20 protein-coding genes are annotated in these 23,132 nt (G+C 71.0%); 12 read left to right on the plus strand and 8 right to left on the minus strand.

Going from position 1 to position 23,132, the window contains the following annotated elements; genetic code table 11:
• The first annotated feature begins 174 nt into the window (after positions 1–174).
• Positions 175–1,395 (plus strand): IS701 family transposase, encoded by a 1,221-nt coding sequence (locus ACWEQG_RS19725; RefSeq protein WP_452286507.1) that lies wholly within the window; start codon positions 175–177, stop codon positions 1,393–1,395.
• A gap of 17 nt (positions 1,396–1,412) precedes the next feature.
• Here ACWEQG_RS19725 and ACWEQG_RS19730 read toward each other — a convergent pair whose 3' ends face one another.
• Positions 1,413–3,305 (minus strand): helix-turn-helix domain-containing protein, encoded by a 1,893-nt coding sequence (locus ACWEQG_RS19730; protein WP_452286509.1) that lies wholly within the window; start codon positions 3,303–3,305, stop codon positions 1,413–1,415.
• Positions 3,306–3,613: 308 nt separating this feature from the next.
• Between ACWEQG_RS19730 and ACWEQG_RS19735 the strand changes: the two genes are divergently transcribed.
• The 11 genes from ACWEQG_RS19735 to ACWEQG_RS19785 all read left to right on the plus strand — a co-directional run bounded on the left by ACWEQG_RS19735 (position 3,614) and on the right by ACWEQG_RS19785 (position 15,453).
• On the plus strand, positions 3,614–4,288 hold the full coding sequence (locus tag ACWEQG_RS19735) for a methyltransferase (protein WP_452286511.1): 675 nt from the start codon (positions 3,614–3,616) through the stop codon (positions 4,286–4,288).
• Positions 4,289–4,556: 268 nt separating this feature from the next.
• The gene (locus tag ACWEQG_RS19740; protein WP_452286513.1) at positions 4,557–5,744 is read left to right on the plus strand and encodes a 3-deoxy-7-phosphoheptulonate synthase; all 1,188 of its coding nucleotides are present in this window, start codon (positions 4,557–4,559) and stop codon (positions 5,742–5,744) included.
• 67 nt (positions 5,745–5,811) lie between these two features.
• The gene (locus ACWEQG_RS19745; RefSeq protein WP_452286515.1) at positions 5,812–6,582 is read left to right on the plus strand and encodes a 2,3-dihydro-2,3-dihydroxybenzoate dehydrogenase; all 771 of its coding nucleotides are present in this window, start codon (positions 5,812–5,814) and stop codon (positions 6,580–6,582) included.
• Between the two features lie 14 nt (positions 6,583–6,596).
• Positions 6,597–7,232, plus strand: a complete 636-nt coding sequence (locus tag ACWEQG_RS19750; RefSeq protein ID WP_363462390.1) for an isochorismatase family protein — start codon at positions 6,597–6,599, stop codon at positions 7,230–7,232.
• The gene (locus ACWEQG_RS19755; RefSeq protein WP_452286517.1) at positions 7,232–9,136 is read left to right on the plus strand and encodes an anthranilate synthase family protein; all 1,905 of its coding nucleotides are present in this window, start codon (positions 7,232–7,234) and stop codon (positions 9,134–9,136) included. The genes ACWEQG_RS19750 and ACWEQG_RS19755 overlap by 1 nt, the downstream gene beginning before the upstream one ends.
• Before the next feature lie 4 nt (positions 9,137–9,140).
• The gene (locus ACWEQG_RS19760; RefSeq protein WP_452286519.1) at positions 9,141–9,482 is read left to right on the plus strand and encodes a hypothetical protein; all 342 of its coding nucleotides are present in this window, start codon (positions 9,141–9,143) and stop codon (positions 9,480–9,482) included.
• 142 nt (positions 9,483–9,624) lie between these two features.
• Positions 9,625–10,140, plus strand: a complete 516-nt coding sequence (locus ACWEQG_RS19765; protein WP_452286521.1) for a cupin domain-containing protein — start codon at positions 9,625–9,627, stop codon at positions 10,138–10,140.
• A gap of 50 nt (positions 10,141–10,190) precedes the next feature.
• Positions 10,191–11,855 (plus strand): FAD-binding oxidoreductase, encoded by a 1,665-nt coding sequence (locus tag ACWEQG_RS19770; protein ID WP_452286523.1) that lies wholly within the window; start codon positions 10,191–10,193, stop codon positions 11,853–11,855.
• Positions 11,856–11,894: 39 nt separating this feature from the next.
• Positions 11,895–13,343, plus strand: coding sequence for an MFS transporter (locus ACWEQG_RS19775; protein ID WP_452286525.1), 1,449 nt, complete (start codon positions 11,895–11,897; stop codon positions 13,341–13,343).
• Between the two features lie 103 nt (positions 13,344–13,446).
• Entirely contained in the window at positions 13,447–14,208 is a 762-nt protein-coding gene (locus ACWEQG_RS19780; protein WP_452286527.1) for an SDR family NAD(P)-dependent oxidoreductase, read from the plus strand.
• 63 nt (positions 14,209–14,271) lie between these two features.
• Complete coding sequence (locus ACWEQG_RS19785; RefSeq protein WP_452286529.1) at positions 14,272–15,453, plus strand: 3-hydroxybenzoate 6-monooxygenase; 1,182 nt, start codon at positions 14,272–14,274, stop codon at positions 15,451–15,453.
• 24 nt (positions 15,454–15,477) lie between these two features.
• Here the strand turns inward: ACWEQG_RS19785 and ACWEQG_RS19790 are convergent, their stop codons facing one another.
• From ACWEQG_RS19790 to ACWEQG_RS19820, 7 genes are read right to left on the minus strand one after another with little or no spacing between them, the layout of a single operon-like run.
• Positions 15,478–16,407: a formylglycine-generating enzyme family protein gene (locus ACWEQG_RS19790; RefSeq protein WP_452286531.1), complete on the minus strand. Its 930-nt coding sequence runs from the start codon at positions 16,405–16,407 to the stop codon at positions 15,478–15,480.
• Between the two features lie 2 nt (positions 16,408–16,409).
• Complete coding sequence (locus ACWEQG_RS19795) at positions 16,410–17,828, minus strand: sulfatase family protein (RefSeq protein ID WP_452286534.1); 1,419 nt, start codon at positions 17,826–17,828, stop codon at positions 16,410–16,412.
• Complete coding sequence (locus tag ACWEQG_RS19800; RefSeq protein WP_363470337.1) at positions 17,825–19,294, minus strand: sulfatase-like hydrolase/transferase; 1,470 nt, start codon at positions 19,292–19,294, stop codon at positions 17,825–17,827. The genes ACWEQG_RS19795 and ACWEQG_RS19800 overlap by 4 nt, the downstream gene beginning before the upstream one ends.
• An 8-nt stretch (positions 19,295–19,302) precedes the next feature.
• Positions 19,303–20,301 carry an aliphatic sulfonate ABC transporter substrate-binding protein gene (locus ACWEQG_RS19805; RefSeq protein ID WP_452286536.1) on the minus strand — a complete coding sequence of 333 codons (999 nt, stop codon included), beginning with the start codon at positions 20,299–20,301 and terminating at the stop codon, positions 19,303–19,305.
• Positions 20,298–21,083 carry an ABC transporter ATP-binding protein gene (locus ACWEQG_RS19810; protein WP_363470343.1) on the minus strand — a complete coding sequence of 262 codons (786 nt, stop codon included), beginning with the start codon at positions 21,081–21,083 and terminating at the stop codon, positions 20,298–20,300. The genes ACWEQG_RS19805 and ACWEQG_RS19810 overlap by 4 nt, the downstream gene beginning before the upstream one ends.
• Positions 21,080–21,880 (minus strand): ABC transporter permease, encoded by an 801-nt coding sequence (locus tag ACWEQG_RS19815; RefSeq protein WP_363470346.1) that lies wholly within the window; start codon positions 21,878–21,880, stop codon positions 21,080–21,082. The genes ACWEQG_RS19810 and ACWEQG_RS19815 overlap by 4 nt, the downstream gene beginning before the upstream one ends.
• The gene (locus ACWEQG_RS19820; RefSeq protein WP_452286538.1) at positions 21,880–23,055 is read right to left on the minus strand and encodes an ROK family transcriptional regulator; all 1,176 of its coding nucleotides are present in this window, start codon (positions 23,053–23,055) and stop codon (positions 21,880–21,882) included. Before ACWEQG_RS19820 ends, ACWEQG_RS19815 begins: the two co-directional genes overlap by 1 nt.
• Between the last annotated feature and the right edge of the window lie 77 nt (positions 23,056–23,132).

Consider the following 23,132-nt stretch of genomic DNA (forward strand, 5'->3'; position numbering starts at 1 on the left):
AGCCGACGCCGTACCGTGACGCTCGGATCAGCCGAACGTCCCCGATGGTGGACCGGGAACAGCCCGGCGTCACAGACGGGTGTCCCTGCCACCTGGAAACCCGCCGGGGCCAGCCCTCATCTTTACAGCGGCACAGGCGTCCGTAAGCGAGGTTTCGATCAGCAGGGGGTTCTCATGGAAGATCGCCCTAGATCTTCGCGTGCTCTGCCGCATGTCGGCGGGTTCGACGACGTCACCGGCGAGCTCTACGCACAGGTGTTCGCGTCGCTGCACCGCAGCGACCAGCGCCGGAGGGCACAGCAGTACGTCCAGGGACTGCTTTCGGTCCAGGGACGCAAGTCGATGCGCGGCATCGCGGCCGTCGTCGCCGGCGAGAGCGCCGAGCAGAACCTGCACCATTTCATCAGCTCGTCCACGTGGCGGTGGCAACCGGTCCGCCAGGCGCTCGCGCGCTACCTCGACCGGTCCGTCGCTCCCCTGGCCTGGGTCGTGCGATCCGTGGTGATCCCCAAGGCGGGCAGGCACTCGGTGGGGGTCCAGGAGCGGTACGTTCCCCACCTCGGCCGGGTGGTCAACTGCCAGCAGGCGCTGGGCGTGTGGCTCGCCTCCGAGGAGGCGGCCTGCCCGGTGGACTGGCGCCTGGTGCTCTCCGGCGACGGTGGCCGCGACACACCCTGGCCGCGTACGACGTCCGTGCGGGGCCGCACCGGCGTCTGGACGCCGGAGGCGTGCGCCCTCGACTCCGTCACCGGCATGGCGTCCACCTGGGGGATCACCCGCCGTCCCGTCGTCTTCGACGGCCGGGAGGTGGACGCCGCACGGCTCGCGGGACGGCTGGCCGCCGCCGGACTGTCCTTCCTGGCCCGGATCGACGGGACGACGCCGCTGGCCGCGGCGGACGCCGGCCCGGCCGGGGGCGGCGGCACACCTGTCCCGGCCCAGCGGCTCGTTCAGTCCGTCAAGAGGACGGGACGTCCCGTGGGATGGGTCGACCACTCAGGGGATCTCCATCGCGTCAACCTGGTCGCGACGATCCAGGTGACGCTCCCGGTCGCGGATCCGTCGGCCGGCGCGGCGGCGCTGCCGGCACCCCACCCGCGATCGCTCCTGCTGCTCGCCGAGTGGAACGACGCGCGGCGCTGGCCCACCCGTCTCTGGCTCACCGACATGGCCGGAGCCTCCCCCGGCGCGCTGTTGCGCCTGTCCCGGCTGATCCGGCGGGTGGACAAGGACTTCTCCGAGGTGTCCGACCACGTCGGGATGCGCGACTTCGAGGGCAGGTCCTACGAAGGGTGGAACCGCCACACCACCCTGGCGTCGATCGCGCACGCCGCCTCGATGCTCACCGCGGCCGACATCCGCTCCACTCCGTACGCGGAGGAGAAGTCGGCCTGATGACCTTCCCCCACCGATCACCTGGCCCGGCTGAGCACGTTCCTGGCCCGGTGGAGACGCAGGGCGAGCTGGATCTCCAGCGCCCGGGCCGGCTCCTGCCAGTCGGGTCCCAGCAGGTCGCCGATCCGTTCCAGGCGGCGGGAGACCGTGTTCGGGTGGACGTGGAGGACGGCGGCCGCCCGGGTCGGGCTGCCTGCGGCGTCGAAGTGCGCTTCGAGCGTGCGCAGGAGGCTGGTGCCGTTCTGCGTGTCGTACTCCAGCACCCGGCCCACCGCACGGTCGACGAACCCCGAGACGTCGGGGGTGTCGGCGAGGAGCACGCCGAGGAAGCCCAGGTCCTCCACGGACGCCACGGTCCCGCGCCCCCCGACCGCCGCCACCGCGTCGAGGCAGCGCACCGCCTCCTCGTACGCGCGGGAGATCTCGCCGAGGTTCGAGACGGGGCCGGCCGCGCCGATCGTCACCGGGGAGCCGAGGAGGGGCTCCAGCTCGGCGGAGACCGCCCGCGCGACCGCCCCGGCGTCCGACCCGGGAAGGAGCAGCGTGATCATGTCGCCGCGCCGGCTCTTCAGCCCGCCCACCCGGCTGGCGTACGAGGAGGCCCAGATGAACGCCCTGTTCTGCTGGCCGCGTTGCGGGGCTCCCACGACGATCACGTGCGGGCCGTCCAGGGTGAGACCGAGCCTGTGGGCCCGTTCCCCCGCCGCGCGGGAGGGACCGGGGGCGGCGAGCAGGTCGTCGAAGACGTCGTCCCGCACGCGGACCTCGGCGATGGAGGAGTTGCTGTGCATCAGTATCAGGACGGCGAAGGCCCGCGCGGCGAACCGCAGGCTCTGCACGCCGCTCTCGTCGAGCCGCTCGACCCCCAGCAGCACCGTGCCGAGGTTCTCGCTGCCGGCGGTGATCGCGTCCACCCAGACGCCGTCGAGTGCGACCGGCGCCCCCGTGGCGTACGCGTTCATCAGCGCGCCGAGCAGCTCGTCCTCGTCCGGCATCGGCACCTCCCCGGCGGCGGCGAGCGTCGTGCCGTCGGCGCCGAGCACCCGCAGCGAGCCTCCGGAGGTCTCGCTGACCAGGGCCGCCAGGGTCGCGACGTCGCCGCCGGAGAGCAGCACGTCGAGAATACGCAGGTGCGCGTCGTTCGCCTGGGAGACCGAGACGACGTCCGCCTTCAACTGGGACATGTCCCATTCGAGCTCGACGACGGCCGAGCGGGCCTCGGCGAGGAGCTGGACCTTCTCGATGGCCGAGGCGGCGAAGTCCCCGAACGCCCCCATCAGGGCCACCTCGTCCGGCGTGAAGTGGCGCACCTGCCGGTCGGCGGCGTACAGCACGCCGAGCGGGGCGCCGCCGTGCCGCAGCGGCACCGCCATCACGGCGTGCAGGCCCTCGGCGCGGATCACCTCGTCGATCACGTCCACGTGGCGGATGCGGTCGTCGGCCAGGTAGTCGGCGGTCCAGAACGGGGCGACGCTCTCGGCGGCGAGCCGGCCGAGGCCGCCGGAGCGGGGCACCCGGAACCCCACGGTGAAGCCCGTGACGTGCCCGTCGGCGGCGCGGACGTATGCGTCTCCGGCGACGGGGTCGAGGAAGCTGAGGTAGGCCATGTCGAGGTTCAGCAGGGTCCTCGCCCGCCGGACGATCATGGTGAGGAGCGGGTCCAGGTCGTGGATCGCGTGCAGGTCGCGTGCGGCCTCGACGAGCGCGCTGAGCCCCGCTTCGCGCTGCTGCCGCCTGCCGGTGATCGAGTGGACCCGCAGCGCGACGCCCCTGGCGTGGATCAGGGCCTTGAGCTCGGTGGGATCGGCGCCGCCGCGCAGGGCGACGCGGATCAGTTCGTCGAACGCGCTCGGCGGCGCCTCCTGGGCGAGCATCTCCAGTGCTTTGCAGACGTCCGAGGATTGCGGCACCGTCGTCTCGTCCGCCTGCTCGCCTCCGGGCCCCGCGCCTGTGCGCCGGCCGGAATGCGACTCCTGCGGCGGCCGGGGTTCGGTCTCCGAATGGGATGGGGGATATCCGGTGGTCGTCTCCGTACGTGTGATGGCGCCACCATTCACCCATCCACCATGTGTCATGAAATCACCTTATGCGATGAGAAGAAGGGTGGAAGAGTGTCCCGGAAGGACATCCGGCAGTGCCGTAAGACCGCCAGACGAAAGTTCGTCCACATCGCGTGAGGCAGGTAGCAATGTCCGAGGTCCGGGACTACCGACGATCGTTGGAGCGCAGCCACTCGGCGAGAACCCGACAGGATCGGCCGTCCCTATTCCAGATGTACGGTCGCGATTGGGAACTCCTTAATGAGGTATTCGCCCCGATCTATTCCCCTTCTACGGCAATCGCCCTCGATCTGCTCGGTTACACGGGAACGTCGTGGAACTCGCCGCCCGGCTCGATGCTCGAAATCGGCTGCGGAACCGGGCTCATCGCCGTGACGGCCGCGCTGCACGGCTGCGAGCGCGTGGTGGCCGTGGACGTCAATCCCCAGGCGGTGCGCAACGCCGCGCTCAACGCGGCCAGGCACGGCGTCGCCGGCACGGTCAGAGCGGTGGAGAGCGACCTTTTCGACGGGCTGGGCGACGAGCGGTTCGAACTGGTTTTCTGGAGCTCTAACTACGTTCTCGCCCCGGACGGCTACGAGTATCGCAACCTCCACGAACGGGCTTATGTCGATCCCGGGTACGCGGCCCACCGGCGATTTCTGCGGGAAGCGCCGTCGCGGCTGACCGCGGAAGGCCGCGTCTTGCTGCATTTCAGCAGCAGGGGGGACCAGGAGTTGCTGGAACGCATCGCGAAGGAGATCGACCGGGAGTTGCGCGTGGCCGGCCGCCGCGAGGTGCGCGAAGGCGACCACCTGGTCGAACACGTGCTCCTCGACGTCATCCCCATCTGATCCGGAAGTCCGATCCCGACCCCCCGAGGGGCAGGGGCCGTCTCAGAGACGGCCCCTGCCCCTTTTTCGTACATATCCGGCATTTGTGCCTGACAACCTAATCTGACCAAGTTTGGGCTATTTGACAGAGTATGTGATACGGCTTTGTCCCACCGGTCCCCGGCATCCCACCATTGACGAGGTGGAGATCTTCCACGTGCGTCGAGAGACGCTCACCTACAGACATCGGAGGACTCAGGTGACCATGGACCGGGGTGGACCGCAGCTCATGACGCGGCCTTCCCAGTCGGTCGAAGACGTGGCCGACCTCTGCGAAGCGCTCCCCGCTCTGCACCAGCCCGAGTGGGAGGACGTCTCTCACGTCGAACGGGTCAGGGACGAGCTGGAACGGCTGCCGGCCCTGGTGGAGCCCGGGGACGTCATCGCGCTCAAGGACCTCCTGGCGGAGGCCGCCGGGGGGAACGTGCAGGTCGTGCAGGCCGGCGACTGCGCCGAGGACCCCGCCGAGTGCACGCCGGTGTACGTCGCGCGCAAGGCGGCGCTGCTCGACGCGCTGGCCGGCGCGATGAAGATGAACTCACGCAAGCCGGTGGTGAGGGTCGGCCGGATAGCCGGCCAGTTCGCCAAGCCGCGCTCCCAGCCGACCGAACGCCACGGCGACGTCGACCTGCCCGTCTACCGGGGACACATGGTCAACGGCCCGGACCCCGACCCCGAGCTGCGCCGTCCCGACCCCGAGCGCCTGCTGACCTGCTACCGGGCGGCGAGTGACGCGATGGACATCCTGCGGCGCGTCCACGCCGCCGCGCGGGCCGAGGCGCCGGTATGGACGAGCCACGAGGCGCTGCTCCTGGATTACGAGATCCCTCTGCTGCGCTACGACGACGAGGGACGGCCGCTGCTCACGTCCACGCACTGGCCCTGGGTCGGCGAGCGCACCCGCCAGGTGGGCGGGGCGCACGTCGCGCTCCTGGCGGGAATCGTCAACCCCGTGGCCTGCAAGGTCGGGCCGGCCATGACTCCCGGCGAGCTGGTGGCACTGTGCGCACGGCTCGATCCGGAGCGGGAGCCCGGCCGGCTCACGCTCATCTCCCGAATGGGCGCCGACCGGGTCGGGGTCCTGCTTCCGCCTCTCGTGGCAGCCGTACGCGAGGCGGGCCATCCGGTGATCTGGCTGTGCGACCCCATGCACGGGAACACGATCAGGACGCCGGAGGGACTCAAGACCAGGCTGGTGGAGACCGTGATCCGGGAGACCCTGGGGTTCCAGGAGGCCGTCGCCGAAGGGGGAGGCGTCGCCGCGGGGCTCCACCTGGAGACCAGCCCCGAGGCCGTCACCGAGTGCGCGGACGACGAGGACGCGATCGGCGGCGTGGGTGACAAGTACACGAGCCTGTGCGACCCCCGGCTGAACCCGCGGCAGGCGATCACGGTCGCCTCCGCGTGGCGCGGATGAAACCCCGTTCCCCCGCGGATCAACCCGTCCCCCCACCAAGCCCTACAGCGACATGGAGGCCAGGCACATGGAGGGAAAGGTCGCCCTCGTCACCGGAGCGGCGGGAGGCATCGGCACCGCGATCGTCGAGGCGCTGGCGGAGCGCGGCGTCGCCGTGGCCGCGGTCGACCGGGACGACGACCGGCTGGACCTGCTCGTCAAGGACACGGCCGACCTGGACGGACACGTGGCGGCATTCGCCTGCGACGTCACGTCGAGGGCCGACGTGGAGCGCGTCGTGGACGACGCCGAACGAAATCTCGGGCCGGTGGACTACCTGGTCAACGCCGCGGGGATCCTGCGCCTCGCCGAGGCCGGGGCCCTCACCCGCGAGGACTGGGACATGACTCTCGCCGTCAACGCCACGGGCGTCTTCAACGTCTCCGGTGCGGTGGTCAACCGGATGATCCCGCGCCGCCGGGGCGCGATCGTGACGGTGGCGTCGAACGCCGCGGGCACGGCGCGCACCGGCATGGCGGCGTACGCGGCGTCCAAGGCCGCGGCGGCGATGTTCACCAAGTGCCTCGGCCTGGAGGTCGCCAAGCACGGCATCCGGTGCAACGTCGTCGCCCCCGGGTCGACCGACACGCCGATGCTCAGTTCGATGTGGCGGGACGGGAACGGCGCCAGGGCCTCGATCGAGGGGGTGCCCGAGTCGTTCCGCGTAGGCATCCCGCTCGGCCGGCTGGCCGTGCCCGCGGACGTCGCGAACGCCGTGCTGTTCCTGCTCTCCGAGCAGGCCGCGCACGTCACCCTGCACTCCCTCACCGTAGACGGCGGCGCCACACTCGGCGTCTAGAGAAGGGACGTTCGATGCCCGGCATCCCTACGATCTCGCCCTATCCCATGCCGACGGAAGGCGATCTTCCGGAGAACACGGCGCGGTGGACGGTGGACCCCGGCCGCGCCGTCCTGCTGATCCACGACATGCAGCACTACTTCCTGCGGCCGTTCCCGGCCGGCGAGGCCCCCGTCACCGACCTGCTGCGCAACGTCACCCTGCTGCGCGACGGCTGCGCCGAGGCGGGTGTCCCGGTGGCGTACACCGCGCAGCCCGGCGGGATGACCGACGAGCAGCGCGGCCTGCTGAAGGACTTCTGGGGGCCCGGCATGACCGTGTCCCCGGAGGACCGGCGGGTGGTCGACGCGCTCACGCCGGCCCCGGGCGACTGGGTCTTCACCAAGTGGCGCTACAGCGCCTTCTTCAAGACCGACCTGCTGCGGCTGATGCGCGAGTCCGGGCGCGACCAGCTCGTCGTGTGCGGCGTGTACGCGCACGTGGGCGTGCTGATGAGCGCGTGCGACGCGTTCACCTTCGACATCCGGCCGTTCCTGGTGGCCGACGCGGTGGCGGACTTCTCGCCGCGCTATCACCGGCTGGCGCTGGAGTACGCGGCGGAGCGCTGCGCGGTCGTCACCACCACCAAGAGCGTCCTGGCGGGTCTGTGATGAGCGCCATGGCGACCGGCGCCGATCTCCTGGAGCGGGTGCTCGCGCCGGAACCCCCTCCGTTCGCCGTGCTGCACCGCCCCGAGGCGGCCGGTCCCGGACGGGTCGACGTGCTCGTCGGCGAGGTGTCCACGGCGGGCAGGCTCGCCGGGATTCCGCTCCCCGACGCGTCGGCGACGCCGGGGACGGCCCGGCACGACGTGCTGGTGCTCGTCCCCTATCGCCAGATCGCCGAGCGCGGCTACGCCTGCCACGACGACGGCGAGCCCCTCATCATGCTGAACGTCCGCGAGCAGGCCGTGCTGCCGCTCGCCGAGGTGCTGCGCCGCCTGCCGGACGTCCCCACCGACCTGTACGGGGGCCACTTCGAGATCGACGACGAGACGTACGCGGAGACGGTGCGCGAGGTCGTCGCCGACGAGATCGGGCGGGGCGAGGGGGCCAACTTCGTCATCAAGAGGTCGTTCGTCGCCGACATCGGGAACTACACGACCGGCAGCGCGCTGGCGTTCTTCCGGCGGCTGCTGGAGCGCGAGCAGGGCACGTACTGGACGTTCATCGTGCACACCGGGTCGCGCACCTTCGTCGGCGCGACCCCCGAGCGACACGTCAGCCTGGCCGGTGGGACCGCCGTGATGAACCCGATCAGCGGGACCTACCGGTATCCGTCCTCGGGCCCGACCCTGCCGGAGGTCATCGCCTTCCTGTCCGACCGGAAGGAGGCCGACGAGCTCTACATGGTCGTCGACGAGGAGCTGAAGATGATGGCCCGGGTGTGCGACTCGGGCGCGCGGGTCGTCGGCCCCTACCTCAAGGAGATGGCCAGGCTCGCGCACACCGAGTACTTCATCGAGGGCCGTACCTCCCGCGACCCGGTCGAGATCCTCAAGGAGACGATGTTCGCGCCGACGGTGACGGGCAGCCCGCTGGAGAGCGCCTGCCGGGTCATCAGGAAGCACGAGCCGGGGGGCCGCGGATACTACAGCGGCGTCGTGGGCCTCATCGGCCGCGACGGACGGGGCGGGTACACCCTGGACTCGTCCATCCTGATCCGCACGGCGGACATCGACCACACCGGCCGGATGCGGATCGGCGTCGGGGCCACGCTCGTGCGCGAGTCCGACGCGGCCTCCGAGGCCGCCGAGACCAGGGCCAAGGCGGCGGGCCTGCTGACCGCGCTGGAGTCGCGGGCGGCCGGCGGGCTGCGCGGCGACCCGCGGGTCCGCGAGGTGCTGGAGCGGCGCAACGAGACGATCGCCGGCTTCTGGCTCGGCCGGGACGGCGGCCGCGACTACCGGGTGGCGGAGCTGGAGGGGCGCGACGTCCTGATCGTGGACGCCGAGGACACCTTCACCGCCATGATCGAGCAGCAGCTGCGAGCCCTCGGGCTGTCGGTGACGGTGCGCCGTTTCGACGAGCCGTACGACTTCGACGGGCACGACCTGGTGGTGATGGGCCCCGGGCCCGGCGATCCGCGGGACCTCGGCCACCCGAAGATCTCTCATCTGCGCGGCGCCGTACGGCGGCTGCTCGACGAGGAACGGCCCTTCCTCGCGGTCTGCCTGAGCCACCAGGTGCTCAGCATGCTGCTCGGCCTGCGGCTGGCCCGCAGGGAGAAGCCGAACCAGGGGGTGCAGAAGGAGATCGACCTGTTCGGCCGCCGGACGCGGGTGGGCTTCTACAACACCTACGCGGCGTACTGCGAGGACGACAAGCTGGAGCACCCGCATGCGCGTGGGGTGATCGAGGTGTGCCGGGACGCGGCGACCGGCGAGGTCCACGCCCTGCGCGGACCGGGGTTCCGGTCCCTGCAGTTCCACGCGGAGTCGGTGCTCACCGAGCACGGCCCGCGCATCCTGAGCGACATGCTCGCCTCGCTGCTCGGCGACGGACCGAAGGGGTGACGCCGTGCACGTGGTGGTGGTGTGGTGGGACCTGAAGGACTCCACGCAGACCGTCGAGTCGCTGCGGGCGTACCTGCGGGACGAGGCGACGAAGACGTTCTCGGCCATGCCGGGGCTGCGTCTCAAGCTGTGGATCTCCGACGAGGAGACCGGACGCTGGGGCGCGGTGCTGGTGTGGGAGTCGGCGGAGGCCGCGGCGGCGCCGCTGCCGGCCCGTGCCGCCGAGCTGATCGGTTACCCGCCCACGCAGCGTTCGAGTTTCACGGTCGAGGCGACCGTGGAAGGCCTGTACGACATCGCGGCCCTCGCGGGTCGCGGGGTGATTTACGAGAAGTATCACCGTTAAGGGAATTAACTCCTTTCAATCCCCGCATATCCGATTCTGCCGACATGACGAAGTAGTGACGCGCGCATTGCCGCTGTTCGTTTCCTCATGCGAGGGTCCTCGTGGCAGAAACGCGCGCAGTCGAACCGGAATGGAGTGGAGCGTGACGATTCGACCGCACGGCCAGGCCCCCGCTCTCCCCGGCGCCGAAGCCGGGCCGCTGCCGGCGATCCTCCGGGAGCACGACGGCCACGCACGCCTGTGGGGCCGGGGGTCCTTGGTGACCACCAAGCTGACCGCGGAGGACACCCGCGGCACCGTCGGAGTGACCCACTTCAGGGCGGTCCGGGGAGAACGCGCGCCTCGCCACATCCACACCTTCGAAGACGAGCTGTTCGTGATCACCGGCGGGACCCTGACGGTCTCCGCCGGTGACCGCAGCGAGGTCGTCGACGGAAGTGGCGTGCTCTTCCTGCCACGCGGTATTCCGCATTCATACCAGGTGGAAAGCGACAGCGCGCAGTTCTACGTGATCACTCTCCCCGGTGGATTCGAGCGGTTCTTCATGAACGCCGGATACCCCGTCGATGACACGGCGCTCGTCGGCGACCGCTGGTCCGTGGCCCGGACCCGGGAGATGTCGGAAAGCCTCGGGCTCGGTCTCGTCTGGTGCGAGTGACCGCGTAACGAATTCCCTTCTCCACACCCCCGAACCATGAGGGAAGACGCATGAGCGCGATCAATAGACGAAGTGTTCTCGCCGGCGCCGCGGCGCTGGCCGGCGCCGCCGCTCTGGACACGGCGGCCCCGGCCCGCGCCATCGCGGCCGGAGCGGCCGGCCGTGACGACACCTTCGGGCCCGTCACCGTCCTGCCCGGGGACCCCCGGTACGGCGACCTCGTCGTCGGCAACAACGCCCGGTGGGTGGGGCGTCCCGAGTCGGTGCGCATCGTCGGCACGACCGAACAGGTCGTGCGCGCCGTCCAGGAGGCGGTGAGCCGGGGCAAGCGCGTCTCCGTGCGCGGCGGCGGCCACTGCTACGCGGACTTCGTCTTCAACCCCGACGTCCAGGTCGTCATCGACATGAGCGCGATGAACGCCGTGTACTACGACGAGAGCCGCAGGGCCTTCGCGGTGGAGGCCGGCGCCGTCCTCCTCGAGACGTACGAGACCCTGTACAAGGGCTGGGGCGTGACCATCCCCGGCGGCATGTGCTACTCGGTGGGGGTCGGCGGCCACATCAGCGGCGGCGGGTACGGCATGCTCTCTCGCCGGCACGGCCTGACCGTCGACCACCTCTACGCCGTCGAGGTCGTGGTGGTCGACCGCAACGGCAGAGCCAGGAGCGTGGTCGCCACCCGCGAGCCCGGCGACCCGAACCGGGACCTGTGGTGGGCCCACACCGGCGGCGGAGGCGGCAACTTCGGCGTGATCACCCGGTACTGGTTCCGCTCCCCGGGCGCCACCGGCGGCGACCCCTCGGGCCTGCTGATCCGGCCGCCGAAGGAGGTCCTGGTGAGCGCGATCTCCCTGCCGTGGAGCGAGCTCGACCCGCAGGGGTTCACCGGCCTCGTCAAGGCGTTCGGCGGCTGGCACGAGCGCAACGGCGGAGCCGGGTCGCCGTACGCCGCCCTGTGCAGCTTCCTGATGATGAACCACCGGGCGAACGGCAGCGTCGGCCTGCTCACCCAGATCGACGCCACGGTGCCGAACGCGGCGAAGCTGCTGGACGACTACCTCCACGAGATCATTTCGGCCGTGGGCATCGAGGCGCGGCCGGTGACCGGCCCGGTCGGGGAGCACGGGCCCATGCCCGACTTCTTCACCCCCACTCGGCTGCCGTGGCTCACCTCGGTGCGGTTCCTCGGGACCAGCAACCCCACGCTGACCAACCCCACGTTGCGGGGCGCGCACAAGTCCGCCTACCTGCGCAAGAACTTCACCGACACGCAGATCGGCGCGATGTACCGCCACCTCACCCGCACCGACCACCAGAACCCGTCCTCGATGGTCGTGCTGCTCTCCTACGGCGGGAAGATCAACACCGTCGGTGCGGGGGACACCGCGGCCGCGCAGCGGAACTCCATCTTCAAGGGCCTGTTCCAGAGCTTCTGGTCGGACCCGGGCAAGGACGCGGAGAACATCGGCTGGACCCGCGACGTGTACGGCGAGGTCTTCGCGGCCACCGGCGGCTATCCGGTGCCGAACGAGGCGACCGACGGCTGCTACATCAACTACCCGGACGTCGACATCACCGATCCCGGGCAGAACAGGTCCGGCGTGCCGTGGCACACGCTCTACTACAAGGACAACTACCCTCGCCTCCAGCAGGTCAAGGCCGCGTACGACCCGCTGAACGTATTCCGTCACTCGCAGTCGATCAGGCTCCCGTAAACACCCCTCACCGAGGGGATCAGAAAGGGGAATCGACCCGTGCAGCCGGACGTCACGCCCGAGACGGCCGTCACCGAGGTCGCGGCGCGGGACACGCCGCCCTCCCGCCCCGCCGCGGCGTTCACCATCCTCGCCTCCGTCCAGTTCACCCTGATCCTGGCGATGAGCGTGCTGTCCGTCGCACTCCCCCAGCTCCAGCGCGAGTTCGGGCTGAGCCGCGGGGAGCTCGCGCTCGTGACCGCCGCGTACGGCATGTCCTTCAGCGGGCTGCTGCTCCTCGGCGGACGCCTGTCGGACATGTACGGCCGGCGTCGCGCCTTCGTCACCGGCACCGCGGTCTTCGGCGCCGGGTCGGCGGCCGCGGGGCTCGCGACGGGGATGTGGATGCTCCTCGCCGCGCGGTTCGTCCAGGGGGCCGGCGCCGCCCTCGCCGTGCCCGCGGCGATGGCGCTGGTCGGCTCCGTCTTCCCCGACCCCGTCCGGTATTCGCGGGCCCTCGCCCTGTGGGGCGGCCTGGCGGGGTTCGGCGGCACCACCGGCATCCTGCTGTCCGGAGTCGTGGCGTCCTGGGACTCCTGGCGCTGGGCGTTCGCGGCGCCGGTCGTGGTGGCGATCACGGCCGTCGTCGCGGCGCCCCGCGTGGTCCCTCCGGGACCCGCGCCGGAGAGGTCCCGCCTTGACGTCCTCGGCGCGGTCCTCGCGACGGCGGGGATCTCCGTGCTCGGCTACGGGCTCGTCGAGGCCCCGCAGCAGGGGTGGACGTCCCCGGTCACGTCGGCCTGCCTGGCCGCCGGGGTGCTCCTCCTGGTGCTGTTCGTCCGGACCGAGTCCCGTACGGCGCAGCCGCTCCTGCCGCTGTCGTTCGTGACCTCGCCGCGCACGGCGGTGGCGCTGGTGGCGGTGTTCCTCGGGGCCGCGGGGATCACCACCATCTTCTTCATGCTCTCGCTGTACTTCCAGCAGGTGAGCGGGATGTCCGCGATCGGCGCCTCGCTGGCGTTCCTCCCGTTCGGCGTCGTGCTGGTCGCCACGGGCCTGTCGGCGGGCAGGCTGGTGCAGCGCTTCGGGTCCCGGGCGGTGACGGCGGGCGGCCTGCTCGTCGCGGCGGCCGGCCTCGCGCTGCTCGGCCGGATGGGAGAGGACACCGGATACCTGGGCGTCGTGTCCGCCGGGCTGCTGCTGTTCCCCGCCGGGGTCGCCTGCGTCTTCGCCGGCGCGACCGTCTCGGCGACCGCCGGCGTGCCCGCGCGTCAGGCCGGACTGGCCGGGGCGGTGGTGAACACCGCGCTGGAGGCCGGGCCCACGCTGGGCCTCGCCGTGCTGGTCACGCTGGCGTCCGCGCGCACGTCCGCCCTCACGGCCGAGGGAACCGGGCAGACGGCGGCCCTGGCCGGCGGGTTCGGGTTCGGGCTGGCGGTCGCGGCGGCCCTGTTCGCGGTCGCGGCGCCGGTCGCCGCGCTGCTGCTCCGCCCCGGCCGGCCGTCGTGAGGACGTCCCCGCAGGACACCTCCGGAGAAGGTCCCGGGAGGACAGCCCGGGAAACGCAGGAGCATCATCCGCAACAGCACGAAAAGATCAAGGAGTTCGAGAGATGACCGCACGATTCGCCGGCAAGGTCGCCCTGGTGACCGGGGCCGGATCCGGCATCGGCCGGGCCAGCGCCATGGCCTTCGCCCGCGAGGGCGCCGTCGTGGTGGTCGCGGGACGCCGGCAGGAGGCGCTCGACGAGACGGTGCGCCTCATCGCCGACGAGGGCGGCAAGGCCAGCGCCGTGACCGCCGACGTCTCCCAGCCCGAGGACGTCGCCCGGATGGTCGAGACTGCCGTCGAGCGGCACGGCGGCCTGCACGTCGCGCACAACAACGCGGGGGTCTTCCCCAGGCCCGCGCCCGTCGCGGACATCGGCCTCGACGTGTGGAACCAGGCCGTCGCGGTCAACCTGACCGGGATCATGTTGTCGCTGCAGTACGAGATCCGTTACATGCGCGAGCACGGCGGCGGCGTCATCGTCAACACGGCCTCCAACATCGGCTACCACGGACGCCGGCCCGGCATGGCCGCGTACGCCGCCACGAAGGCCGCGGTGAGCACGCTGACCCGGGTCGCCGCGCTGGACCACATCAAGGACGGCGTGCGGATCAACGCCGTCAGCCCCGGCGCCACCGACACCTCGATGTCGCTGCGGCCGGGGGAGACCGAGGCGGACCGCGCCGCGCGGCTGGCCACCACCGTGCCGCTCGGCAGGGTCGGGAAGAAGGACGAGGTCGTCGCGGCCGTGCTGTGGCTGGCTTCGGACGAGTCCGGCTTCGTCGTCGGCCAGGACCTCGTGGCCGACGGCGGCGTCACCTCCTGACCTCGGCCCGCGGAAGGGCCGTACCGACAGGGCCACCAGCGTCGTGTGGGAGAGGGGAACGTCATGGCAACGGTACTTGTCACAGGCGGCGGCATCGGCGGCCTCGCCGCCGCCGTGAGCATCGCCCGCCGGGGACACCACGTCACGGTCCTCGAACGCCGGGACACCTTCACGGAACTGGGAGCAGGCATCCAGCTCGCGCCGAACGCGTTTCACGCTCTCGACCGCCTGGGTGTCGGCGAGGCGGTGCGCGCTCTCGCGGTGTACGTCGACGAGCTCCGCTTCATGGACGGGACTACCGGCGAGCGGGTCGCCGCCATGCCGTTGGGCGAGGCCTACCGCCGCCGCTTCGGCAACCCGTACGCGGTGGTCCACCGGGCCGACCTGTACCAGCCGCTGGTCGACGCCTGCCGCGCGCACGACCGCGTCGAACTGCGTCCCGGCAGCTCGGTGCGGTCGTACGAGCAGGACGCCGCCTCGGTGACCGCGATCCTGGACAGCGGGGAGCGGCTGCGCGGCGACGCGCTGATCGGCGCGGACGGCATCAGGTCGACAGTGCGGGGCAGGCTCGTCGGCGACGGGGAGCCCCGGGTCTCGGGGCACACCATCTACCGGTCGGTCGTCCCGATGGAGCGGGTCCCCGAGAATCTGCGCTGGCACGCGGTGACGCTGTGGGCCGGGCCGAAGTGGCACTTCGTCCACTATCCGATCGGCAGCGGGAGGTACCTCAACCTCGCCGCCACCAGGGACGACGGCGCCGCGGAGGCCGTCGCCGGCGTCCCGGTCGAGACCGGACGGGTGCGGACGGAGTTCTCCGGCCTGGCCCCCACCGCGAGGCGGCTTCTCGAGCTGGGCTCGGACTGGAAGTCGTGGGTCCTGTGCGATCGCGACCCCGTGGACCGCTGGGTCGACGGCAGGGTCGCCCTGCTGGGGGACGCGGCCCATCCGATGCTCCAATACGCCGCGCAGGGGGCGTGCATGGCGCTGGAGGACGCGGTGCTCCTCGGCGATCTGCTCGACTGCCCCGGCGACGACTTCCCGCAACGGCTGGAGAAGTACAACGCGGAGCGGCGCCAGCGTACGGCGAAGACGCAGTTCGTCTCCCGCGAGATGGGCACGCGGCTCTACCACCCCGCCGGCGCGCAGGCGCGGGCCAGGAACGCGATGCTGTCCTCCCTCTCGGTGGACGACCTGTACGACAAGGTGTCCTGGCTGCACGGCGCCACCCGGTTCGGCGCAGCGTGACGCACGCGGGCCTATCGCGCGGGCCTATAGGGCCACGGTGCGGAAGCCGGCGTTGGCCATGGAGGAGTCGGGGGTGTTCGACGAGCGCGCCGAGTTGCGGTAGCGGTTGCAGTAGGAGTCGTGGCACAGGAACGAGCCGCCGCGCAGCACCCGCGTGCTGCCGCGCGACGGGCCGCGCGGGTCTTGCGAGGGCGAGTAGACGTAGTAGTCGGGGGCGTACCAGTCCGCGCACCACTCCCAGACGTTGCCGACCGTCTGCCACAGCCCGTACGCGTTGGGCTCGTACGTCCGCACCGGGGCGGTCGTCAGATGACCGTCGTCCAGGGTGTTCTCCGTGGGGAACACGCCCTGCCAGATGTTGACCCGCCACTCGTCGCCGGAAACGTCACCGTGCAGGTCGTCTCCCCACGGGTAGCGGGCGCCGTCGAGGCCGCCCCGGGAGGCGTACTCCCACTCGGCCTCGGTCGGCAGCCGCCTGCCCGCCCAGGAGCAGTACGCCATCGCGTCGTTCCAGCTCACGTGGACCACCGGGTGGTCGGGCTCGGCCTGCGACAGCCGGCCGGCGGGGTGCCGCCAGTCGGCGCCGCGCACGCCTGCCCACCAGGGTGTGCCGGGCGCGGGGCCCATCACGTCGTCCGGGTGGGCGCGCATCGCCAGGTGGAAGACGGCGGAGAAGCCGTACTCCTCCGCCTCCGTGCGGTAGCCGGTCGCCTCCGCGAAGGCCGCGAAGTCCGCGACCGTCACGGTCGTGGCGTCGATCGAGAACGGCGCCACGGTGACCGCGTGCACGGGCCCCTCGCCGTCGCCGGGGTTGCCGTCGCCGGTCGCGTCCCCCATGCGGAACTCGCCGCCGGGCAGGCGCACCTGCTCGATCCCGTGGAGCCCGTGCGCCGTGAAGCGGACGGGCTCCAGCGGCTGTCCCGGCGTGGCGGGCGTGCAGCAGCTCCCCGACATGATCAGATTCCCTTCGGCACCGGCTGGCCGGGATGCGGCTCGTCGCCGACCGCCGCCTGGGCGTGCCACATGCGGACCTTCATCTCCTCGCGGATCTCGCGGTAGGCCGGGTCGTCGTAGACGTTGCGCAGTTCCTCCGGGTCCGTCTTCAGGTCGTACAGCTCCCATTCGCCGGGATAGGTGAACGCGCCCGTGCCGGGGATGCCCATGCCGTCGTTGTAGAAGTAAATGATCTTGTAGCGATCGGTCCGGTAGCCGTAGTGGGCCGGCGCCTTGTGGAAGACGTCGTCGTGCTCCCAGTAGCGGTAGTACATGCCCTCCGCCGGCGGCGGGCCGGGCTCGCCGGTCAGGTCGGCGAGGAAGCTGCGGCCCTGCATCCGGGGATGGTGCGCCACCCCGGCCGCGTCCAGCACGGTCTGCGCGAAGTCGACGTTGGTGACGATCCCGGTGTGCGCCTGGCCGGCCGGGATGCGCCGCGGGTAGCTCAGCACGAGCGGCATCCGCAGCGACTCCTCGTACATGAAGCGCTTGTCGAACCACCCGTGGTCGCCGAGGAAGAAGCCCTGGTCGGAGCAGTACATCAGCAGCGTGTCGTCGAAGTCTCCGCGCTCGCGCAGCCAGTCGACCACCCGGCCGACGTTGTCGTCGACCGACGCGACGACGGCCAGGTAGTCCTCCATGTAGCGCTGGTACTTCCACAGCGCCAGTTCCTCGTACGACAGCCCCTCGGGCGGGTCCTGCTTGAGGTCCTCGGCGTTCAGGTGCTCGGCGATCCGCATGGCCGCCCGCCGGGCCGACGACGAGCGCGTCGCGTAGTCGTCGCCGAAGGTTGCGGGCACAGGGATGGGGTCGGTGTACATCCCCGCATGCCTGTCGTCCGGCTCCCACGGGCGGTGCGGCGCCTTGTGGTAGATCAGCAGGCAGTACGGATCGTCGCCGTCGAGCGAGTCCGCCCAGCTCAGCGCCATGTCGGTGATGAGGTCGGTGGCGTAGCCGGGGACGGTCCGCAGGCCCTCCTCCGACAGGAACGAGGGGTCGAAGTACTCCCCCTGCTCGATCAGCACGTCCCAGTAGTCGAACCCCTGGGGGTTGTGCCCCGGGCCGTCCCCCATGTGCCACTTGCCGACGATCGCGGTGCGATACCCGGCGGCCTTCAGCTGGCTCACGAACGTCGGCTGGGACGCGTCGATCGGCGTGACCAGCGTCGACACGCCGTTGACGTGCGAATACGTGCCGGTCAGGATGCTGGCCCGGCTCGGGGAGCACAGCGCGTTCGTCGCGAAGCAGTTGTCGAACCGGACGCCGAGGTCCGCGATCTCGTCGATCCGCGGCGTCCGGTTGACGACCGAGCCGTACGCCCCGACCGCGTGCGACGCGTGGTCGTCGGTCAGGATCATGACGATGTTCGGGCGCCGGCTCATCGGTAGGTCGCCTCGTCCAGCCCGCTCAGGGTGGGGTCGTACGACACCTCGCCGACGTCGTACATCGAGGTCATCCAGTGGTAGAAGTTGTCGCCCCGGTCGCGCAGCACCTGGTAGAGCCGCCGCATGAGCCGCCCGCGCACCTCCGCCATCTCGGGATGGTTGTAGACGTTGAGCAGCTCGTCCGGGTCGGTGAACAGGTCGTACAGCTCGTTGGTCGAGTCGGGGTTGACGACCAGCTTGTAGCGGTCGGTCCGGATCATCCGCTGCGGGTACGGGAAGTGGTGCCCGTGGAACTCGCAGACGATGTCCTGCTCCCACGGCACCTCATGGGTGCTGGCGAGCGGCACCAGGCTGCGCGAGTCGACCGCCGGGGCGGACTCGATCCCGGCCAGGTCCAGGATCGTCGCCGTGCAGTCCAGCAGGCTGACGAACTCGGTGCGGACGACCCCGGGCTCCTGGCCCGGGATCCGCAGCAGGCCGGGCGTGCGGTAGATGTCCTCGTACATCGCCGGGCCCTTGTCGTGCAGCCGGTGGGCGCCGGTGAACTCGCCGTGGTCGCAGGTGAAGAACACCGCCGTGTCGTCGTTCAGGCCGAGGCGCCGCATGGCGTCCATGACCCGGCCGATCTCCATGTCGATGAGCGCGACGTAGCCCCAGTAGACCGCGATGAGCTTGCGCGTCACCTCCAGCGGCATGGTGTCGAACGTCCAGTGCGCGCTGTAGTTGGCCTGCACCGGCGGCTTGCCGGCGAAGGTCTCGGCGATCGACTTGGGCAGCTCGACCAGCTCGGGGTCGAACATGTCGAAGTACTCGTCCGGCACGATGTACGGCAGGTGCGGGCCGAAGAAGTTGAGCTGCAGGAAGAACGGCTTCGGGTCGGCGGCGTACCGCTCCAGCATCTCGATCGCCCGGGTGGCGAGGTAGTGCTCGAACGTCGCCTCGACCGGCTGGCGCAGCCGCGCGGCGAGCAGGTTGCCCGGCCCGCCGTTCGGCAGCGTCCCGCGGATGCGGTCGTGGATCTCGTACGGCGGCAGGTCGTTGGCCTTGAGATAGTCCAGGTAGTCGGGGTGGTCCACGGGGTTGTGCCACCCCGGCAGGTCCGGCCCGTCGAACCCGAAGTCGGCCGCCCGCCGGTGGTGGCCGACGTGCCACTTGCCGATGAGCCCGCAGTTGTACCCGGCGCCCCGCAGGGCCTCCGAGAACGACCACTGGCCGTCCGGCAGGTCCTCGATGTAGCCGACGTTCCTCTCGTGGTTGGCGAGCAGCTTGTGCCGGAACGGCGCCTGACCGGTGAGCAGGCTCGCCCGGGCCGGCGTGCAGATCGCGGTGGGGGTGTACCAGCGGTCGAACCTGGTCCCGGTCCGGGCCAGCTCGTCCAGCACCGGGGTGGCCGCGAGGCGGTTGCCGTACGCGCCCAGGGTGTCGGCCCGGTGCTGGTCGGTCATCAGGAACAGAATGTTCACCGGGCTCGTCATTGGGCCGCGCCCGTGAACAGGTCGCCGGTGTAGTACGTCTTCGGGTCGACGGCCGAGGGCAGCTTGCCCGCGCCGACGAAGTAGTCGCCCATCCCGCTCAGCCACTTCTCGATGGTGCCGTCCTTGCTGTAGCCGTCCAGGTCGGCGAGCGACAGCACCTTGGAGTTGGCGGCGTCGGCCTTGACCTGGTCGGCCGGGAGCTTCAGCATCTCGGCGGTCGCGGCCACGGTCTCGTCGAGGTGCTCGCTGCGGTACTGGATGGCGTCGCGCAGCACCCCGATGACCTTCTCGGTCTTGTCCTTCTCGCCTGCGACGACGTCGTTGCCGCCGACGAACGCGGTCGGGAACGACACGGTGTCGGCGAAGTCCTCGTTCTTGGCCAGCTCGACCAGGTCGGGGACGGTCTTCTTGATCGTCGAGATGGCCGGGTACCAGAAGCCGGCCGCGTCGATCTGCTTGGAGGTGAACGCCGACACGATCGTGGACGCGTCCATCGGGACGATCTTCACGTCGTCCTTGGTCAGCCCGGCCTTCTTCAGCGCGAGCGTGAGGATCATGTCGCCGGAGGTGCCCTCGGGCACGCCGATCGTCTTGCCCTTCAGGCCCTCCAGCGAGGTGATGCCGGCCTGGGCGATGACGCGGTCGGCGTTGCCGAGCGTGTTCAGCGCGATGACCTTGGCCTTGCCGGAGGCGGGCAGCCACATGGCGCCGGGGCCGATGTAGCCGAAGTCGAGGTCTCCGGTGCCCAGCGCCTGGATCTGCAGCGGGCCGTTGGTGAACACGCTGACCTTGGCGTCGAGGCCGTGCTTCTTCCACAGGCCCTGCTTGTCGGCGACGGCGAGCAGGCTCGCGCCGTTGAAGTCGGCGATGTAGCCGAAGTCCACGTGCGTCGTGCCGCCGCCCGAGGCGCTCGAGTCGCCGGAGTCGTCCGACCCGCAGGCGGCCGCCGACAGCGCCACGACGACCGCCGCGGCGGCCAGGATTGTCTTCTTCATTGCGCGGGCTCCTTGATCTGCCGCTGGTGGTACACCGCATGCCAGACGCGGTTGCGCAGCGCCCCGAACTCGGGGCTCAGCCGCATGTCCTCGTCCCGCGGATAGGGGAGGTCGACCTCGATGACCTCGGCGATCCGGCCAGGCCGGGCGGCCATGACGACCACCCGGTTGGCGAGGAACACCGCCTCGTCGACGTCATGGGTGATGAACATGACCGTCCGCCGCTCCTTGCTCCAGGTCTCCAGGAGCTGCTCCTGCAGACGCACCCGGGTCAGCGCGTCCAGGGCGCCGAAGGGCTCGTCCATGAGCAGGATCGACGGGTTCACCGCGTACGCCCGGGCGATCGCGCAGCGCTGCTTCATGCCGCCCGACAGCGTCTTGGGCAGCGCGTCGGCGAACTGCTCCAGCCCGACCAGGCGGATGAAGTGCTCGGCGCGCTCCCGCCGCTCCTGCTTGGGGACCTTCGCGGTGCGCATGCCGAACTCGACGTTCTCCCGGACGGTCAGCCACGGGAACAACGCGTACTGCTGGAAGATGACGCCGCGCTCGGGGCCGGGGCCGGTGACCGGCCTGCCGTCCACCAGCGCGGTGCCGCCGGTGGGCTGCTCCAGCCCGGCGAGGATGTTGAGCAGCGTGCTCTTGCCGCAGCCGGAGGGGCCGACGACGGTCACGAACTCGTTGTCGGCGATGTCCAGCGAGACGCCGCCGAGCGCGACGAACGGCTCCTTCCCGACGGGGAAGACCTTCTCGACGTCGCGTACGGAGATCTTGGGAGTGCTCATCGGTTCTCCTGCCAGGCCGTCAGCTTGTTGCCGGCGATCATGAGCAGCCGGTCCATGATCAGGCCGAGGACCCCGATCGCGATGATGCCGACGAAGATCGTCGGAAGGTCGTAGTAGAGCTGCGCGCTCTGCATGCGGTGACCGAGCCCGGCCTGCGCGGCCAGGAGCTCCGCGGCCACCAGCGTGCCCCAGGCCGAGCCGAGCCCGACCCGCATGCCCACGAGGATGAACGGCGTGGAGGCCGGCACCACGACGCGGCCGAAGATGGTCCCGTCGCCCGCGCCGAGCACCCGCGCGGCGTTGATCAGCGTCCTGTCCACGTTCACCACGCCCTGGTAGGTCGAGATGACGCAGGACAGGAACGCCGCCAGGAAGATGACGAAGATCTTCGGGCTCTCCCCGATGCCCATCAGGACGAGCACCAGGGGCAGCATGGCCAGCGGCGGGATCGTGCGGAAGAACTGGATCCACGGCTCGAACAGGCCGCGGGCCACGGTGTACCACCCCATGACGAACCCGACGATCACCGCCGCGATCGAGCCGAGGGCGAACCCGGCCAGCACGCGCCCGAGCGAGGCGCCCACGTCGGTGGCGAGCGTGCCGTCCCCGATCATCTTCCAGGCGGCCGAGACGACCTCGCCCGGAGTGGGGAACTGGAGTCCCGCCAGGGACAGCCCCCACCAGATCGCGATCCCGGCCACGATCGAGATGATGTTGAGGACCAGGAAGGTCCTGTTCTTGCGCGGCCGGGCGGGGGCGTTGCCGTCCCTCGTGGCGCCCGCGGTGGTCACGGCCACTATCGGCCTCCGTCCGTCGTGACGTTCGCTTCGTATCCGGCGAGCAGGGGGGACTCGTGGAACAGGGCCGCGATGGCCCCGCGCGCGCCGCCGTCGTCCGACAGCAGGGCGGGGCGGATCACGGGCGCCGCGTCGGTCCACCACGACAGCTCGTAGGTGACCGTGTCCGCGACCTGCCGCAGCAGGGCCGGAGCGATCTGGATGATCTCGCCGCCTAGCACGATCTCGTCCGGGTTGAGGGTCATGACCGCCGTGCCGAGCACCCGGCCGACCGCCGTGCCGGCCTCGCGGAGCACCTGGTCGACGACCGGGTGGGCGATGTCCACCGCGGCCTTCAGGTCGTCCAGCGTGTCCACGGGCACGCCGAGCTCCCGGCACCGCGCGAGGATCGCCGGCGCCGACGCGACGGTCTCCACGCAGCCGCGCTTGCCGCAGCGGCACTGCGCGCCGCCCGCCACGGCGGTCACGTGGCCGAGCTCGCCCGCGAAGCCCCGCGAGCCGCGCACCAGCTGGCCGCCCACCACCAGCCCGCCGCCGACCCCGTCGGACAGGCGCAGGTAGATGAGATCGCGTACGGAGTCGGACTGGGCGTGCAGCGCCTCGGCCAGCCCGGCGAAGCGCACGTTGTTGTCGACGGTCACCGCGGCGTGGAAGCGCTGGGCGAACACCTCCGCGACGCCGTCGGCCCGGGATCGGTCGCCCCACCCCGGCACGCCGATGCCGATCGCCTGCAGCGCGCCGTAGTGGACGCCGGTCTCCGCGCTCAGCCGGTCGATCAGGGCGAGCCCGGCGTCGAGGCGCTCGGGCCACTGCGCCGACTCCTCGTAACGCGCGGTCCCGGACGCGATGATCTCGTGCGCGGCGTCGGCCACCAGGACGTTCACCCGGCGATGACCGAAGTCGACGCCCATGTACTGCCCGGAGGCCGGGTCCAGCGCGAGCCGCTCGGCCGGCCGGCCGCTGCCCACGCGCTCCACGGCGTCGGTGTCGACGACGCGGATGGCGCCCCGGCCGAGCAGATCACTGGTGATCTCGCTGACCGTGGTGCGTGACAGACCGACCCGGGCCGCGATCTCGTTACGGCTCTGCGCGCCGTTCTGGCGGAGCACGCGCAGCACCCGCTCCTCATGGGAGCGGCGCACGAGTGCGTGCACGCCGTTGGGGGTCGTTGACACGCTGGCAACCTAAGGTTCGTCTGTTTTTTACGTCAACCATCCGGCAAAAAGAATCGGTAGATTCGTCCGGGATCCTG

Source organism: Microbispora sp. NPDC004025 (assembly GCF_053604425.1).